This is a genomic window from Thermostichus sp. MS-CIW-41, from assembly GCF_054058915.1.
Genome location: NZ_JBSSBO010000015.1, coordinates 1 through 15,533 on the forward strand (window position 1 = coordinate 1; position 15,533 = coordinate 15,533).

At 58.3% G+C, this 15,533-nt stretch carries 11 protein-coding genes; 5 read left to right on the forward strand and 6 right to left on the reverse strand.

Features of this window, described 5'->3' with window-relative positions:
• Window positions 1–354 precede the first annotated feature (354 nt).
• Window positions 355–2,571, forward strand: a complete 2,217-nt coding sequence (gene cobN / locus ACVWXE_RS06400; RefSeq protein ID WP_457489870.1) for a cobaltochelatase subunit CobN — start codon at window positions 355–357, stop codon at window positions 2,569–2,571.
• Window positions 2,572–2,776: 205 nt separating this feature from the next.
• Here cobN and ACVWXE_RS06405 read toward each other — a convergent pair whose 3' ends face one another.
• Window positions 2,777–3,100 (reverse strand): RNA recognition motif domain-containing protein, encoded by a 324-nt coding sequence (locus ACVWXE_RS06405; RefSeq protein WP_011431969.1) that lies wholly within the window; start codon window positions 3,098–3,100, stop codon window positions 2,777–2,779.
• Window positions 3,101–3,324: 224 nt separating this feature from the next.
• Window positions 3,325–6,063, reverse strand: coding sequence for a valine--tRNA ligase (locus ACVWXE_RS06410; RefSeq protein WP_457385622.1), 2,739 nt, complete (start codon window positions 6,061–6,063; stop codon window positions 3,325–3,327).
• Window positions 6,064–6,229: 166 nt separating this feature from the next.
• Here ACVWXE_RS06410 and ACVWXE_RS06415 point away from each other — a divergent pair, with 166 nt between their 5' ends.
• Window positions 6,230–6,880, forward strand: coding sequence for a hypothetical protein (locus tag ACVWXE_RS06415; protein WP_457388260.1), 651 nt, complete (start codon window positions 6,230–6,232; stop codon window positions 6,878–6,880).
• Between the two features lie 61 nt (window positions 6,881–6,941).
• Here the strand turns inward: ACVWXE_RS06415 and ACVWXE_RS06420 are convergent, their stop codons facing one another.
• Entirely contained in the window at window positions 6,942–7,754 is an 813-nt protein-coding gene (locus ACVWXE_RS06420; protein WP_457489871.1) for a phosphatidate cytidylyltransferase, read from the reverse strand.
• A gap of 326 nt (window positions 7,755–8,080) precedes the next feature.
• Here ACVWXE_RS06420 and pdhA point away from each other — a divergent pair, with 326 nt between their 5' ends.
• Both pdhA and ACVWXE_RS06430 read left to right on the forward strand, forming a co-directional pair.
• Entirely contained in the window at window positions 8,081–9,082 is a 1,002-nt protein-coding gene (pdhA, locus tag ACVWXE_RS06425; protein ID WP_414409499.1) for a pyruvate dehydrogenase (acetyl-transferring) E1 component subunit alpha, read from the forward strand.
• Between the two features lie 256 nt (window positions 9,083–9,338).
• Window positions 9,339–10,925: an NAD(P)H-quinone oxidoreductase subunit 4 gene (locus ACVWXE_RS06430; protein WP_457489872.1), complete on the forward strand. Its 1,587-nt coding sequence runs from the start codon at window positions 9,339–9,341 to the stop codon at window positions 10,923–10,925.
• Between the two features lie 204 nt (window positions 10,926–11,129).
• Here the strand turns inward: ACVWXE_RS06430 and ACVWXE_RS06435 are convergent, their stop codons facing one another.
• Window positions 11,130–11,309, reverse strand: a complete 180-nt coding sequence (locus ACVWXE_RS06435; RefSeq protein ID WP_011431964.1) for a hypothetical protein — start codon at window positions 11,307–11,309, stop codon at window positions 11,130–11,132.
• A 350-nt stretch (window positions 11,310–11,659) separates the two neighbouring features.
• Here ACVWXE_RS06435 and ACVWXE_RS06440 point away from each other — a divergent pair, with 350 nt between their 5' ends.
• Window positions 11,660–12,283, forward strand: coding sequence for a hypothetical protein (locus tag ACVWXE_RS06440; RefSeq protein WP_457489873.1), 624 nt, complete (start codon window positions 11,660–11,662; stop codon window positions 12,281–12,283).
• Window positions 12,284–12,736: 453 nt separating this feature from the next.
• On the opposite strand, the gene ACVWXE_RS06445 is transcribed toward ACVWXE_RS06440, so the two are convergent.
• A complete protein-coding gene (locus ACVWXE_RS06445) occupies window positions 12,737–13,861 on the reverse strand; it encodes an FtsW/RodA/SpoVE family cell cycle protein (protein ID WP_457489874.1) in 1,125 nt (374 codons plus the stop codon).
• Entirely contained in the window at window positions 13,806–15,248 is a 1,443-nt protein-coding gene (gene murD / locus ACVWXE_RS06450) for a UDP-N-acetylmuramoyl-L-alanine--D-glutamate ligase (RefSeq protein ID WP_457489875.1), read from the reverse strand. The genes ACVWXE_RS06445 and murD overlap by 56 nt, the downstream gene beginning before the upstream one ends.
• Between the last annotated feature and the right edge of the window lie 285 nt (window positions 15,249–15,533).

Here is a 15,533-nt window from a genome sequence, read left to right on the forward strand (position 1 = left end):
TCCGTCCCGCTAACGCGAATGGAAACAAACAGAATGCTATCGCTGCATAGTTGAACAGTGATGTTCAGCAGTGTTCAGCGTAAATGTATCAGCCTACGGTTCGCATTCAATCGAGTGGGCTCGCCAGTTCGGAACTCCTGCGAATGAGGTGGCTGACTCTATTGCTGTCGATCGCGCCAGCGGTGCGGAGCACTTTCGCGCCAGCGGTGCGGAGCACTTTGGACAGGGCAATGCTTGGGTAGCGGGAACCACTACGGGAGCCCTTCCTGACCAGTTGAGCGCTGGGAGCTGGGGTGCTTCTGTGCTTCAAGTACAGTCGCTAAGCCTGAGCTTCCTTCTCTTGGGAGAGCGGCCATGCACCGAATAGCTGCTTTGCCAGGGGGATGGGATCCCACCCAGTCCGGGGTCATTTTCCTGGAGCAGGATCCTGCTCCCATTGTTGTTCTCTCGGCAGCCGATACGGACCTGACGGCTTTGAGCGCGGCCATCCGTCTTTTGCCCCAAGACTTTCCGGCCATACGGGCAGCTAATCTGCTGCAGTTGCAACAGCCCCTCAGCCTGGATGACTACGCCGAGAAGGTGCTGCGGCAGGCCCGGCTAATCTTGATCCGCCTGTTGGGGGGGAGATCCTACTGGAGCTATGGCCTGGAGGTGGCCAAGCAGGTGGCAGCCGAGGAGGGATGCACCCTGATCGTCATTCCTGGGGACGATCGCCCCGACTGGGATTTGGTGAGCCATTCCACTGTGCCCCTGGCGGTGGCGGATCGGGTGTGGCGGTACTGGCTGGAGGGGGGAGCGGAGAATGTGGCTGCCTGTCTGCTGTTGCTGGCTAGGGAGTTTCTGGGGGGCCAATATTCGGTGCCGGATCCTCAAGTGCTGCCTCGTCTAGGGATCTATCAACCCCCCATAGCTCCGCTGGCGGATCCCCAAGCTCCCAAGGTGGGGATTTTGCTCTACCGAGCCCATGTTCTGGCGGGGAATACAGAGCCGGTGGATCAATTGGCAAAAGCCTTGGTGGAGCGGGGGCTGCAGCCTCTGTGCCTTTACACCTACAGCCTTCAAGATCCCGACTTGCCCCAGGCCATTCGGGATCACTTTGGCAGCCAGATTGACCTGTTGCTCAACACCACCAGCTTTTCTCTGGCGCGGTTGGACAGCCACCAGCCCGACGTGAGGCTGTGGCAGGAGTTGGATGTGCCTGTTTTGCAGGTAATCCTCAGCGGTGGATCCCGGCAGAGCTGGGAGAACTCCACGCGAGGACTGGGAGCGCGGGATCTGGCCATGAATGTGGCTTTGCCGGAGGTGGATGGGCGCATCATCAGCCGCGCCGTTTCCTTCAAGGCGGTTCAACAGCGGGATCCCCACTTGCAAACGGAGGTGGTGGCCTACGTGGCTGTGCCGGATCGGGTGGAGTTTGTAGCCGATTTGGCGGCCAACTGGGTGAAATTGCGGCGTACCCCCCCTTCCCAGCGGCGACTGGCTTTGATCCTGGCCAACTACCCCAGTCGGGACGGGCGACTGGCCAATGGGGTGGGTCTGGATACCCCTGCCAGTTGTGTGGAAATTCTCAAAGCTTTGGCGGGAGCTGGCTACTCAGTAGATCCCCTGCCCCAGACTGGAGATGAACTCATCCATTGGCTAACCGAAGGCCAGACCTACGACCCCTTGGGATCCCTGCGCCCGGCTCGGCAATGCCTTTCTGCTGCCCTTTATCGAGAGTGGTTTGCCCGCTTGCCTGAGCCCATCCAGACCGACCTCGTCCGGCAGTGGGGGGATCCGCCCTCTCGAGATATTCCCGTGGTGGGACTGCAGTTAGGGCAGGTGTTTGTAGGCATTCAGCCCCCGCGAGGCTATGACCGGGATCCGTCCTTGAACTACCATGCCCCGGATCTGGTGCCCCCCCATGAGTACCTGGCTTTTTACCTGTGGCTGCGGCAGGTCTTCGCCGTTCAAGCGGTGGTGCATGTGGGCAAGCACGGCAACTTGGAATGGCTGCCTGGCAAGGGATCCGCCCTTTCCGCCACCTGCTACCCGGAGGTTGCTCTGGGGCCAATGCCCCACTTCTACCCCTTCATCGTCAACGACCCAGGAGAGGGATCCCAGGCCAAGCGGCGAGCCCAGGCAGTGATTATCGACCACCTCACCCCGCCCCTTACCCGCGCCGAGCTGTACGGCCCCCTGGCGGATTTGGAACGGCTGATGGATGAGTACGTGCAGGCCCAACAGTTGGATCCCAGTCGTTGTCCCCTGATTCGCGCCCAGATTCAGGAGCTGGTTCGAGCCGAGCATCTAGACCAACAGTTCAACCTGGAAAAAGAAGAAGATTGGAATCGCCTGGATGGCTATCTCTGCGAGCTAAAAGAATCCCAGATTCGCGATGGGCTGCACATCTTTGGCCGGATCCCTGCCGGTGAGCAGCTTGTTGATCTGGTGGTAGCCCTGGCCCGCTACCCTGGCCACGGGCAACTGGGGATTACTCAGGCCATTGCCCGCGATTGGGGATGGGATTGGGATCCCTTGACCGCCGACCTGACAGATCCTTGGCCAGAGGGATCCCCGAACTCGCCGTAACCCAAGCCAAGCGTTTTATTTTCCTCTCTCAGGGAGCAAGGAAGAATCTTAAGAGTAAGAGGAGTTGATCGGGATCCCTCATCAACTCCTCTGTTGGAACAATGGAAGCAGGCTAGAGAAACAGCTGGATCCCGGAATCGTAGCCCAAGACCGGCTCGCGCCTAGGTGCCCCCTGGCCAGCTACCGGGAAGCCCTAGCGGGCGTTTCAATAGCGAGATTGAAAACTCCGCCGCCGCTCGCCGCCACTGTTCGCGTTACCAGAGCGGAAACCTGAGGTGGGGCGTTCTTCCCGGGGACGAGCTTTGTTCACCTTGAGGTCGCGCCCCATCCATTCTGCCCCATCCAGAGCAGCAATGGCAGCCTGCTCCTCTGCTTCAGAGCTCATTTCCACAAACCCGAAGCCTCGAATGCGGCCTGTCTCGCGGTCAGTGGGGATCTGCACCCGCTTCACAGAACCGTACTCAGCGAAAACAGCGGTCAAATCCGCTTCTGTCACCTTAAAGGAAAGGTTGCCAACATAAATCGACATAGACGATCTCCGAAAGAGAGAGTAACAAAGGGTGAGATGTTCGGAGAGCCGTCTGCCAATACAAAACGTGAAAATCCGTCAAGACTAGAAGAAACGAGCACTACAACCGACAACGATCTCGTCCCCTATCCTAACACAGAAGTAGGGGCTCGCCACTCCGATTTTTCCAAATCCTGGGAAGATTGCCTTCATCACCCCGCCGCTCTGCCTGCGCTGATACCATCTCAGCCCAGCTTCTCCAGCCTGGATCCCAGCAATCTCATCTGGGCTTCCAGCTCCGCCAGTTGTTCCTGACTGGCTTGCACCACTTCAGGGTTGGCCCGGTTGAGAAAATTGGGGTTCTCTAGGCGAGCGCGGATCCCTTGGGCCTCTTTTTCCAGTTTGGCCAGGTCTTTTTGCAGCTTGGCCCGCAGCGCTTCCACATCCACCAGTCCTGCCAAGGGCATCAGCACCTGCACCGTGCCCACCACTGCAGCCGCCACCTGCTTGGGCTCCGTGGCCAGGGATCCCGTAATCTCCAAAGCCTCGGCCTTAACCAGATCCCGGATATAAGCTTGGGCAGCCGTCAGGATCCGCTGCTCGGCGGGATCGGTAGTGAGCAAAAGGGCCCTGATGGTCTGATGGGGCTTGAGGCCGGTTTCTGCCCGCAGGTTGCGCAGGCTGGTAATGGTTTGGATCACCAAGCCAAACTCCCGCTCCAGTTGGGGGTCGATCCAGGTGGGATCCGGGGTGGGATAGGGCTGCACAGAGATGGAAGTGGTTTGATTGACCTGGGTGAGAAGCTGCCAGATCTCCTCGGTGATGTGGGGCATCCAGGGGTGCAGCAGTTTGAGAATGGTTTCCAAAACGATGGCCAGCACCTGCTGCGCTGTGCGCTTGGAAGCCAAGTTTTCTCCCCGCAGCCGGGGCTTGACCAGCTCGATGTACCAGTCGCAAAAGTCATCCCAAATGAGAGAGTAGAGCAGGCGCGCCCCCTCGCCCAGGCCATAGGCTTCCAGCTCGGCGATAACTTGGGTGGCCGTGGAGTGCAGCCGCGACAGGATCCAGCGATCGGCCAATTCCAGCGCTTCAGGAACAGGGGATCCCAGTTGGGCAGGGGTTTGCCCCTCCAAGTTCATCAACACAAAGCGGGAGGCGTTCCAGATCTTATTGGCAAAGTTGCGGGCGGCCTCCACGCTGGCGCTCTCCCCCGTCTTGCGGTCGTAGGCCAGGCGGATGTCTTGCCCTGCCCCCACCACCTCTTTGACCAGGGCATAGCGCAGGGCGTCGGTGCCGTATTTGTCCAGCAGCTCCAGGGGATCGATGCCATTTCCCTTGGTTTTGGACATTTTCGCCCCGTGCTCATCCCGCACCAGGCCATTGATGTACACATCTTTGAAGGGGATCTGGCCGGTAAATTGGGATCCCATCATGGCCATGCGGGCCACCCAGAAGAAAATGATGTCAAAGCCCGTGGACATCAGGGAGTTGGGATAGTAGCGTTTGAAATCCTCGGTCTCTTCCGGCCAGCCCAGGGTTGAAAAGGGCCACAGAGCAGAGCTAAACCAGGTATCCAGCACATCCGGATCCTGCTCTACCCGCTCAACTTCTGGGCCAAACTTTTCCCGTGCCTTGAGCAGCGCTTCCTCGCCGTTGCGGGCCACCACAAAAGCTTGGGGATCCTCGAGAAGCTGGCCATTGAGGACTGGATACCAAGCTGGGATCTGATGGCCCCACCACAACTGCCGAGAAATGCACCAGGGGCGCAGCTTTTCCAGCCAGCCCGTGTAGACTTTGGTCCAGCGCTCAGGGATAAAGCGGGGGCTATTTCGTTGGTATTCCTCTTCCAAACAGCGAGCCCCCATCCCCGAGACATCGCAAAACCACTGAATGGAAAGCAAAGGCTCGATGGGCACGCCGCCGCGGTCGCTGTGGGGAACGGTGTGGGTGTAGTCCTCCACCTTCTCCAGCAGGCCATGTTCGGCAAACCACTGCACCACCTTTTCTCGGGCCACAAAGCGATCTAGGCCGGTGAAGGGATCCCCGTTCTCGTTGAGGGTGCCGTCCTTGTTGAGGATGTTGATCAAGGGCAACTGGTGGCGCTGGCCCATCTCAAAGTCGTTGGGGTCGTGGGCTGGGGTAACCTTGACGCATCCAGACCCAAAGGTAGGATCCACATACTCGTCGGCAATGATGGGGATAAGGCGATCCTTGATGGGCAGCCGGACAAACTGGCCGATGAGATGGCGGTAGCGCTCGTCTTGGGGGTTGACCGCCACGGCTGTATCCCCTAGCATCGTCTCAGGGCGGGTGGTGGCCACCACCAGGTACTGGCTGGGGTCGGCAGCCAAGGGGTAGCGGAAATGCCAGAGGTGGCCCTTGACCTCTTTGTTGTCCACCTCGATGTCGGAGACCGCTGACTGGGTGGCCGGACACCAGTTGACCAGATACTCGCCCCGATAGATGAGCCCTGCTTCGTAGAGGCGGACAAAGGCTTCCGTAACGGCCCGGCTCAGCCCCTCATCGAGAGTAAAGCGATCCCGTGTCCAGTCCAGCGACAAGCCCAGCCGCCGCAGTTGGCTTTTGATGGTGCCCTGCGACTCCTCCTTCCAAGCCCAGGCCCGCTCTAGAAAAGCCTCGCGGCCCAGGTCAAAGCGGCTCTTGCCCTCCTGGCGCAGTTGGTTTTCCAGAATGGTGTGCACGGCAATGCTGGCATGATCCGTGCCCGGCAGCCAGAGGACGTTGTAGCCGCGCATGCGCTTGTAGCGCACCACCACATCTGGCAGGGTAAAGGCAAAGGCATGGCCCATGTGCAGGCTGCCCGTAACATTGGGCGGGGGCAGCACCATGCTGAAGGCTTCCCCCGGCGCCTTGGGATCCGCCACGTAAAACCCCTTTTCCTCCCAAAAGCGCTGCCACTTGGGCTCGGTCTCAAAGGGGTTGTACTGGCTGGGCAGGTTGGCGAGGGAAGGTGCAGCAGTCATGGGGAGAACAGGCCAACGGCTGAGAAGGATAAATCACTTTATAGAGTAGCAGTCTAACCCCTTGCCCTTCGGGGTAGAGTGGCCCGTTGGTCTTGACCCCGATCACACAGCCAGAGAGGGATTTCGAGCTAGGGTACTGCTGTCCTCAGCGTTTGGGTACTGCGTTATGTCCAGATCATTGACGGCAACGGTACTGATGGCCCTGATGGCTCTATCCCCTGGGATCCCTGCCTTGGCGCAACAGGACCAGGAGAGCTTAGATGGTGACGTCCTGATTTGTCAGGGGGTACCTCATCTAGACTCTTTGGCAGGTTTTGAGGCTTGCTTGAGTTTGGGTTCCTACACCTACTCTCAGTCTGATAACCAATCCGCGACCCAGTTGTTAGCAGATTTGTTGCTTTCGCACCTCCTCGAGCGAACCCCCTCTCAGTCTAATAGCCAATCCCAGTTGGTAGGCCTGTATTTCATCCCATACACCACCTATAGCTTTTGCTTTGTGGGTACAGAGAAGTTCGATGACTCAGAGAAGATTTATGTGTATGTGGGTCGAAGTGGACGGCTATTCTTCGGTTTGGATCGCCCCCTGACCCCTTCTGAACTGGAGGTAGAGACCCCCCAAGTTATCCAGCGGAAGGCCCGTATTCTCGAGGTGGCGGCAGATCCCATTTTCGGTATCAGCCAACTGGTGGTTTACGACGAGACTGAGTTTCGCCTGAAGCAGCCAATAATAGTGACCACACCTCTAGGATACTTTGGAGACTCCATTTCGCGAGAGGTGTTTTTAGAGAGTCCCGACTGCCAAGCCATTTTGAATTGAGGATCCCCTGCACCTGTAACTGGTGTGCGTTCTTGGGTTTTGGCAGGCTTACGAAACGGCCCTAGAGGCCAGAGTAAGCGTTGAGCCATTCCATGAAGTAAAACACCAGTGGCGCGGTGAACACATAGCTGTCTCCCCGATCCAAGATGCCACCGTGGCCCGGGATCAGATCCCCGGAGTCTTTTACTCCCGCATCTCGTTTCATGAGGGACTCGGTGAGATCCCCCAGCAGGCTAGTTAACCCAATCAAAAACCCCAGCACGCTGCCGCTCAGCCAGCTCCAGGGCCAGCTCAGAGCGTGGGCTCCGGCCACGGCCAGGGTCATGCTGGCGGCAATCCCGGCTACCGCCCCTTCCACCGTTTTCTTCGGGCTGAGGATGGAGAGCTTGGTGCGCCCAAAGGCCCGACCACACAGGTAGGCCCCCACATCGGCAGCGATCACGCAGCCAATGGCCAGCAGCGTAATCCATAGCCCTTCGCCCAGCCCTTGCGCAAAAGACAAGGCCCTGACCCGAATCCAGAAGCTGGGCAGCAACGCACAGTAGAACAACCCCAAAATCGAGGTGGCAATATCGGCAATGGTGGCCACCTTGGGCTTAAAGAGCAAATAAAAACAGATGATCGATCCCGCCACGATAAAGGCAGGGCTGGTCCACTCCGGCCTCACCTGCTGCAAAATCACCAGCACCTGGCTGGAAAACATGGTGGTGCGCATGGCCGGCGCATTGCCTTTGGCTTGCACCAAGCGAAAAAACTCCAACTGGGCCAAAAAAATGATCAGCCCAATGGCTGCAGTAAAATACCAGCCCCCTAGCAGGGTGACCGCCAACGCAAACAACACCGCCGCAAAACCGCTAACCCAACGGGCTCCCATGGGCGCACCCCGTCACGTTGGCTGGCCAAATACCTCTTGCCCCCGGCTCCAGCAGATCGACGTCCAAGCCGAGAGCAGAAGAAACCCCCCCTCTGGTGTTCAAGATTCGCGTTTGCGGGACGGAGTCCTGATGCGGCTGCTGCAATGGAAACGCCTCTTGCCCTAGCCTTTCAGTTTAACTCCCTTGGCCTCGAAACAACCGCTTTCGGCCCTGCAGGATGGGATTTCCAGGTAAGGTGGCAGACAGACTGGAGCATGAGATAATGGGCAAACCGCAAAGCTCACTGCTGACCGCCTAAGATACCTCTGATTCGTTGCACCGCAGCATGGTTCAAGAACTCACTTCGCGCTCCACAACTGCTCGCATTTCTGCCGAAGAGGCTCGTCTTCTCTATGAAGACATGGTGCTGGGCCGCCTGTTTGAAGACAAGTGCGCCGAAATGTACTACAAGGGCAAGATGTTCGGCTTTGTGCATCTGTACAACGGCCAAGAGGCCGTCTCTACGGGGGTGATCAAGGCGCTCAAGCCCACCGACTATGTGTGCAGCACCTACCGCGATCATGTGCATGCCCTCAGCACAGGGATCCCACCGCGGGCGGTGATGGCGGAGCTCTTCGGCAAGGCCACTGGCTGCAGCAAGGGTCGGGGCGGCTCCATGCATCTGTTTTCGGCAGAGCACAACTTTTTGGGAGGCTATGCCTTTGTGGCCGAAGGGATCCCGGTGGCGACGGGGGCTGCTTTTTCTGCCAAATACCGGGGCACTGACCAGGTAACCGCCTGCTTCTTCGGGGATGGAGCCTGCAACAACGGCCAGTTTTACGAGTGCCTCAACATGGCTGCCCTCTGGAAGTTGCCCATCATCTATGTGGTGGAAAATAACTTCTGGGCCATTGGCATGGCCCATGAGCGCTCCACTTCCGACACCGATATCTACCGCAAGGGCCCGGCTTTTGGCATGCCCGGCTACCAGGTGGATGGGATGGATGTGCTGGCGGTGCGAGAGGCGGCCCAACAGGCCATCGCCCGCGCCCGCGCCGGAGAAGGCCCCACCTTGCTAGAGTGCATCACCTATCGTTTTCGGGGCCATTCCCTTGCCGACCCTGACGAGCTGCGCAGTCCTGAGGAAAAAGAGTTCTGGCGGCAGCGGGATCCCATTAAACAACTGGAACGCTATGCCCTGGAGCACAACCTAATGTCCGAGGCAGACTTCCAAGCCATCCACGCGGAGGTCAGCGCCGTGATTGAGGACGCGGTTCTTTTTGCTCTGGAAAGCCCAGAGCCAACCCTGGACGAGCTGCACCGTTTTGTCTTTGCCGAAGACGAGTAGATCCTGGCCACTTCCCCGGTAGCGGGGGAGTCGCTTGCCGGGGGATCCCCACAAGGTTCTCTGGCCAACTCGGGTGGCCCATCCACCTGGCGGAGTGCTGTCCTGCTGGATCCCTCGAGGCTCCTCGAGGATCGGCATCAGAGAAACTTTCTCGAGATCTGCGCGATGGCGCAGATTTTTTTGTAAATATCGCTTCCCATTTGTTTACACAGCTTCATATCATTGAGGTATCGAGCATGAGTATTTATTCCCGGTCATGAGCAATTCTCTTGAGTTTCCCTGGCTGTCGGTGCTGGTGCTCTTGCCTCTGCTGGCAGCCTTCGGGATCCCCTTGATCCCCCAGAGCCGTTGGGTGCGTTGGTATGCCCTCGCTGTGGGGGCTTTTGATTTGGGCCTGATGGTCTATGTCTTTGCGCGGCACTATGACCTGCAGGACTTTTCTCTGCAACTGGCGGAGCGCTACGCCTGGGTGCCCCAAATTGGGTTCCACTGGTCGCTGGCGGTGGACGGCCTCTCCTTCCCGCTGGTGTTGCTGTCCGGTTTGATCACGACCCTGTCGATTGTGGCGGCTTGGAATCTCTCCCACAAGCCGCGTTTGTTTTTCTTCCTGCTGCTGCTGATGTACGGCGCCCAGGTGGGCGTATTTCTGGCGCAGGACATGCTTCTATTCTTCCTGATGTGGGAGATTGAGCTGGTGCCGGTCTATCTGCTCATCTCCATTTGGGGTGGGCCGAAGCGCCAGTACGCCGCCACCAAGTTCATCCTCTACACCGCCGCCGCCTCCATTTTTATCTTGGTGGGATCCCTGGCAATGGCCTTCTATGGCGAGGGCTTTAGCCTGGAGATGGCAGAGCTGAGCGCTAAGTCTTACCCGGTGGCCTTGGAGCTGTTGGCCTATGCGGCTTTGCTGATTGCCTTTGGGGTGAAGCTGCCGATTTTCCCGCTGCACACCTGGCTGCCGGATGCCCACAGCGAAGCCTCTGCTCCCATTTCCATGATCTTGGCGGGAGTTCTGCTCAAGATGGGGGGCTATGGCCTGATCCGCATGAATGTGGGCATGTTGTCGGAAGCCCACGTGTACTTCGCCCCGGTGCTGGCGGTGTTGGGTGTGGTGAACATCATCTACGGGGCGTTGGCCGCCTTCGGTCAGAACCATCTCAAGCGGCGCTTGGCCTATTCGTCCATTGCCCACATGGGCTTTGTGTTGATCGGGATCTCCGCCTTCACGGAGCTGGGCATCAATGGGGCAGTGCTGCAGATGATCTCCCACGGTCTGATTGCCGCGGTTCTGTTCTTCCTGACGGGGATCACCTACGAGCGCACCCACACCCTTGCCCTCGACAAGTTGGGAGGGTTGGCCAAGCAGATGCCGAAGGCTTTTGCCCTGTTTACAGCGGGATCCCTGGCCTCTCTGGCGCTGCCGGGGATGAGCGGATTTGTGGGTGAGCTGACGGTGTTCTTGGGCTTGACCACCAGCGATGCCTATGCGCCGACCTTCAAAGCTGGAATTGCCCTGCTGGCGGCAGTGGGCATCATTCTGACGCCCATTTACTTGCTCTCCATGCTGCGTCAGGTGTTCTACGGGGCTCAGGATCCCGGCCTAGTTTTGGAAGATTACCTGGGGGATGTGCGTCCGCGAGAAATGGCGGTGGCCCTCTGTCTGCTGTTGCCGATTCTCGGCATTGGCTTCTACCCGCGCCTGGCTACCCAAACCTACGATGTCACGACGGTGGCGGTAGCTGCCCAGTTGCGCAGTGTGTTGGCAACTGAAATCGTGCAGCGGCCTTTCTTCCCCTCGCCAGTGCAACCGGCCCAGGTGGCAGCTCTGCCCCTGGAGGATTGAAAGGAGGTCGAGGGCTCGGCTTCCCTTTGTTCGGTCTTTCTCTATCTACTTCTTCTCTGTCCAGAAGAGCTGGTGTTTGAGGAGCAGCCCCACTCAACATTCAGCTCTTCTTTTGTTTTTTTTAAGTTTTAAGGTTGGGTTTGGGATCCGGGATATCCCTGGGCTGGGATTTTCTTGTGGCCGATTGTTCTTGCGCCGTCCATTCTATCGGTGATCGGTATGAATAGAGTTTTGTTCCATCAGGTTTAGCTGCACCACCAACCACCAGAGGGTTACATCGGAATAGGTTGCCCGGCGCTTGAGCCGAGAAATGGAGTGTACCGGGTTTTGGCTGTCGATCATCCACTCAGAAGCGATGATTTGGCCGCGTTGCTGAGCATTCATTGTTTCTCCCTCCGCTCGCCAACTGCTCAATACTTAGAATGGCTAATATTTAGGATGGCGAATTTGCACGGGAGCGTGTGAAAAAATATATTACGCAGGGATCCCCAAAATCGGCTAACTTTCTTAGCAATGAGGATCTCATAAGCCGTTGAGTTGCCGATTTGCCGTCCGGGGATCGGACAAAACGTTGCAAAAGGGGCAAAATGTTGGGCGAGGGGATTGCCCCTATCTTCACAAGTCTTAAAACCTAGAAAAAAGATTCTATTTTCTCTTGACTTGTCTGTGGGTCTGAATTCCACCTCCCTTCGCCGGCCTCTGCAGCAGCAACCCTTGAGGAGCCTGAGATCGCGATGAGAGCCAAGGCCATCTCTCCCCAGCCAGCCTCTGCTTTTGGAGAAGTGGTGGAAGCCAACACCACAACCTTTGTGGCCCAGTGCTTCGAGCCGGAACGCCTGACCTTCCCGCCCATGCCTGCTCTCGGCAGTTGGACGCGCTCCCAAGACGAAGAGACCGGCAACCTGATCTATGGCGTGGTTTGCTATGCCGCCATTGCCCCCATCGACACCGTCCATCGCGCCAGGGCTTTGGGCCTCTCCCCTCAGGAGCTGCGGGAGCAACAGCCCCAGATTTTTGCCATGTTGCGCACCCATTTTCGCGCGGCCATTGTCGGCTTTGTCAGCGGGGGACGGGTCTATCAGTACTTGCCGCCACGCCCTCCCCAGATTCACCAGCCGGTTTATCTCTGCTCCGATACGGAAGTGAGGGAATTTTGCCGCTCTTTCGAGTTTTTGCGCACCCTGCTACAGGTTAACGGGATCCCAACCGATGAGCTGGTGGCTGCCGTGATTCGCCAAACTTACCGAATCCTGAACCGAGATCGCAACTGGCTTCTACAGGCAGGTCGGCAGTTGAGCTGTCTGTTGCGGGGTGATTATGAGCATCTCAGCGCAATTTTACGAAAGATTGAAGCCTAAGCGAAGAAATATTGAGAATGGCCTTGGATCCCTCTGGAATCGAGTCGGGGGGTGATAACCTGAGGCCGTTTCCTATGGAATTGATTCCCTTTGAATCCTCTTTCTGCTGTAAAAATGTTTAACAAATTCAATCCTTCTGACAAACCCTCCAAAGGCAATTGGGCAGGTCGTACCTTTTCTGCAGCTGCGGGCGCTTCGGTGGCAGCCGGTGTTTGCATTGCCCACGGTCAGCCGGCTTATGTGTCGCTGTTGGTGGCCTGTTGCGCGACGGTGTTTACCCTCGTTTTGGATGAAATGGGCTGGATCTAGGCTCGGTTTCAACGTCAGCTCTGGATTTTGCCGCGTAAGAAGCCGGTCTAAAGCAGAGGCCAACCAATAGGGATCCCTGGCCCTCTGGGTTTGCTGCTTGCGTGAAAGGATCCCTTTGCTGGGTTGGCAACATGCAGCCTTACTTTACCCTGCTTCGCGGGCTGCCCGCACCAACAATCCTGCTGTGATCAGCCCTGCCAGAATGGAGCTACCCCCATGGCTGAACAAAGGCAGGGGCACGCCTGTGGTGGGCAGAACCCCGGTGACCACGCCGATGTTCATCAGCGACTGCCCCACCAGAAACATCAGGCAGCCACAGGCTACTAAGCGAATGGTCAGCTCCCGACAGCGCCCCATCACCCGCCAGCCCAGCAGAGTGTAGAAGGTCAGCAACCCCAGAAAGAACAGGGATCCGGCCAAGCCAAACTCTTCTGCATACACCGAGAAGATAAAGTCGGTGTATTGGATGGGCAGGTAGAACAGCTTTTGCTGGGAGAGGCCATATCCCTTGCCCCACAGGCCGCCAGAGCCAATGGCCAACAGGCTTTGCACCAGCTGGTAGCCATCCCCTTGGGCGTTACCCCAGGGATCCAAAAAGGCCAAGATGCGCCGTCGTTGGTAATCTTTGCTGAGAATGCTCACCACAGCCGCCAGAATCCCCAGCCCCGCTGTGGCCAAAAGGGTGAAAGCTGGGATCCCGGCAGTCCAAGCCATAGCCCAGAGGGTGAGGCCGCAGATGGCCGTGGTGCCCAGGTTGGGCTGGGCGAGGATCCCCAAGAGCGCAAAGGCGAAGATAACCACCCAGAGGATGCGGAACCAGGGAGGATGGTGAAACCAGCGGCCAAAGATCCAGGATCCCTGCAACACCAACAGGGGCTTGAGCAATTCTGAAGGCTGGATAACAGGGATCACCTTCAAATCCAGCCAGCGGCTGGCTTCCAGGCGGGAAACCCCCAACCCCGGCACCTGGGTGGCCCACACCAGGCCAACTCCCAGCAAGCAGAGGATCCCGGCCCAGGGGAACCAGCGCCGCAACGGGATCCGCACCAGAACCCAGAAGCAACCCAGACCCAACCCGGCCCAGAGCAATTGCCGCTTGAAAAAGTAGAGGCCATCGCCAGTGATCCGCTGAGCCACCGGGTAGGAAGCGGAAAACAGCATCAGCAGCCCCAGCACCAGCCAGATCAAGGTGAGCCAGCGCAGCCAGCGAGCTTCAGCATTCCAGGGATCCCTGAAGGGCTTGGCAGCAGGCTCGGAAATGGTTGCCACGGTGTTCAAAGCTGGAGTACTGGTCAAAACTGGCACAGGCGGGGGACAGCAAAATGGTGATGGGTTGAGCGGGCTTCCCCAACCTCTGAGCTTGACGGGAAAGGGAACAAGCCGCTGCAAAGGCTCTTTCCACCGCTACATCTAGGGTTGGCACCAGCTCAACGTCAGTATAGTGGATCCCCTGGAGGGCCTCCGCCAGGGCTGGGGCAGACTCCCCCATCAGCACCACGCGGGCCACCTTGGCCCGAATCAACTGCAGCCAGGCACTGGGATCCCCCTGCTTAGCCCTTCCTCCGGCAATCAGAATAATGGGTGGGGAAAGGGCGTTGAGCGCCACCCAGCCGGCCTCGTAGTTGGTGGCCTTGCTGTCGTTGACAAAGCGGATAGGGGTGGATCCCACCTGGATTTGTGCCACCCGCTCCAGTCGATGGGGCATGCCGGCAAAAGATCGGATGGCTTTTTGAATGGCAACGTTGGGGATCCCGGCCAGACGCGCTGCTGCTGCCGCCAAGAGCAGGTTTTGCAGATTGTGTTGGCCAGGGCAGCGTTCTGCAAAGTCCTCCAGCTCCGCCACCATCTCCCCCTGGATGTAGAGGAGGTTTTCCCGCAGGTCAACGGTTGCAGTGGGATCCCGGTCACAACAGCCTTGGGTAGCAACAAGGGAAGTCCAATAGGTATTTTCCCAGTCCTGCCGGCGGCGGCACAGGTAGGGATCCTCGCCGTTGAGCACCCGCCACTGGGCCCGATCCAAAAGGCGAGCCTTAAAGCTGGCATAGCGCTCCAGCGTCCCATGCCGTTCTAGGTGATCGGGAGTGAAGGTGGTCCACACCCCAATGCGCGGCGGCCCTCCAGGAGTACTGCTCATGAGGCGGCTGCTGGCTTCCAACTGATAGCTGCTCAGCTCCGCCACGATCCAATCCGGCTTGAGCTTTCCCTGGAGCGTTGCCAAAGCCACTTGCGACAGGGGCAGGCCAATGTTGCCGCAGGGGATCCCTTGCAACCCCGCCGCCTTGAACATTTCCGCCACCAGAGCCGTGGTGGTGCTTTTGCCGTTGGTGCCGGTGATCCCCACCCAGGGTAGGTGGTCAAGATAGATCCAGGCCAGCTCCGCCTCCCCCACCACCGGGATTCCCTGTTGACGCACCTCCTGCAGCAGCGGGTGATCCCAAGCAATACCTGGACTGACCACCACCTGCTTCACCCCTTCGGCCAGTTGAAAAGGCTGCCCCAGCCGAACCGGGATCCCTTCTTGATTGAGCTCAGCCTGCCGCTGTCTGAGAAGAGGGGAATCTTGCTCATCCCAAACCAGCACTTCATAGCCCTGGGCCCGCAACAGCCGCGCCGCCGCCAGCCCCGCAATGCCTAACCCCAAAACTTGATGTTGCACGTTGGTTTCTACTTCGTTTCTTTATTTGGGGATCCCTGCTTGGATCTTACCGGTCACGTCCTTGACCCGCATGTTTTTGTTCGACACTCCCCTTGCTTACGGGGGTGGCCAGTTGGTGGCGTGGATGGAGTTTTCCTAGCCGCCTGGATGGCTAACTTGGGAATAGGTTGGAAACCAGTCCGCCGGCCACCCTCTACAACCCGTGCAGATTTGTCTTTGGCGTAGAAAAGATTCCACCTAGCCTGCCAGCCTCACTTTGTGGATGCTGTAGGAAATTTTCTTCCC

What these genes read in the sequence shown, in the direction of transcription:
- ACVWXE_RS06410 (WP_457385622.1), bottom strand. Translation starts at nt 6,063, where the DNA reads ATGACTGCTGCACCTTCCCTCGCCAACCTGCCCAGCCAGTACAACCCC.
- ACVWXE_RS06430 (WP_457489872.1), top strand. Translation starts at nt 9,339, where the DNA reads ATGAGCAATTCTCTTGAGTTTCCCTGGCTGTCGGTGCTGGTGCTCTTG.
- cobN (WP_457489870.1), top strand. Translation starts at nt 355, where the DNA reads ATGCACCGAATAGCTGCTTTGCCAGGGGGATGGGATCCCACCCAGTCC.
- pdhA (WP_414409499.1), top strand. Translation starts at nt 8,081, where the DNA reads ATGGTTCAAGAACTCACTTCGCGCTCCACAACTGCTCGCATTTCTGCC.
- ACVWXE_RS06435 (WP_011431964.1), bottom strand. Translation starts at nt 11,309, where the DNA reads ATGAATGCTCAGCAACGCGGCCAAATCATCGCTTCTGAGTGGATGATC.
- ACVWXE_RS06405 (WP_011431969.1), bottom strand. Translation starts at nt 3,100, where the DNA reads ATGTCGATTTATGTTGGCAACCTTTCCTTTAAGGTGACAGAAGCGGAT.
- ACVWXE_RS06440 (WP_457489873.1), top strand. Translation starts at nt 11,660, where the DNA reads ATGAGAGCCAAGGCCATCTCTCCCCAGCCAGCCTCTGCTTTTGGAGAA.
- ACVWXE_RS06420 (WP_457489871.1), bottom strand. Translation starts at nt 7,754, where the DNA reads ATGGGAGCCCGTTGGGTTAGCGGTTTTGCGGCGGTGTTGTTTGCGTTG.
- ACVWXE_RS06415 (WP_457388260.1), top strand. Translation starts at nt 6,230, where the DNA reads ATGTCCAGATCATTGACGGCAACGGTACTGATGGCCCTGATGGCTCTA.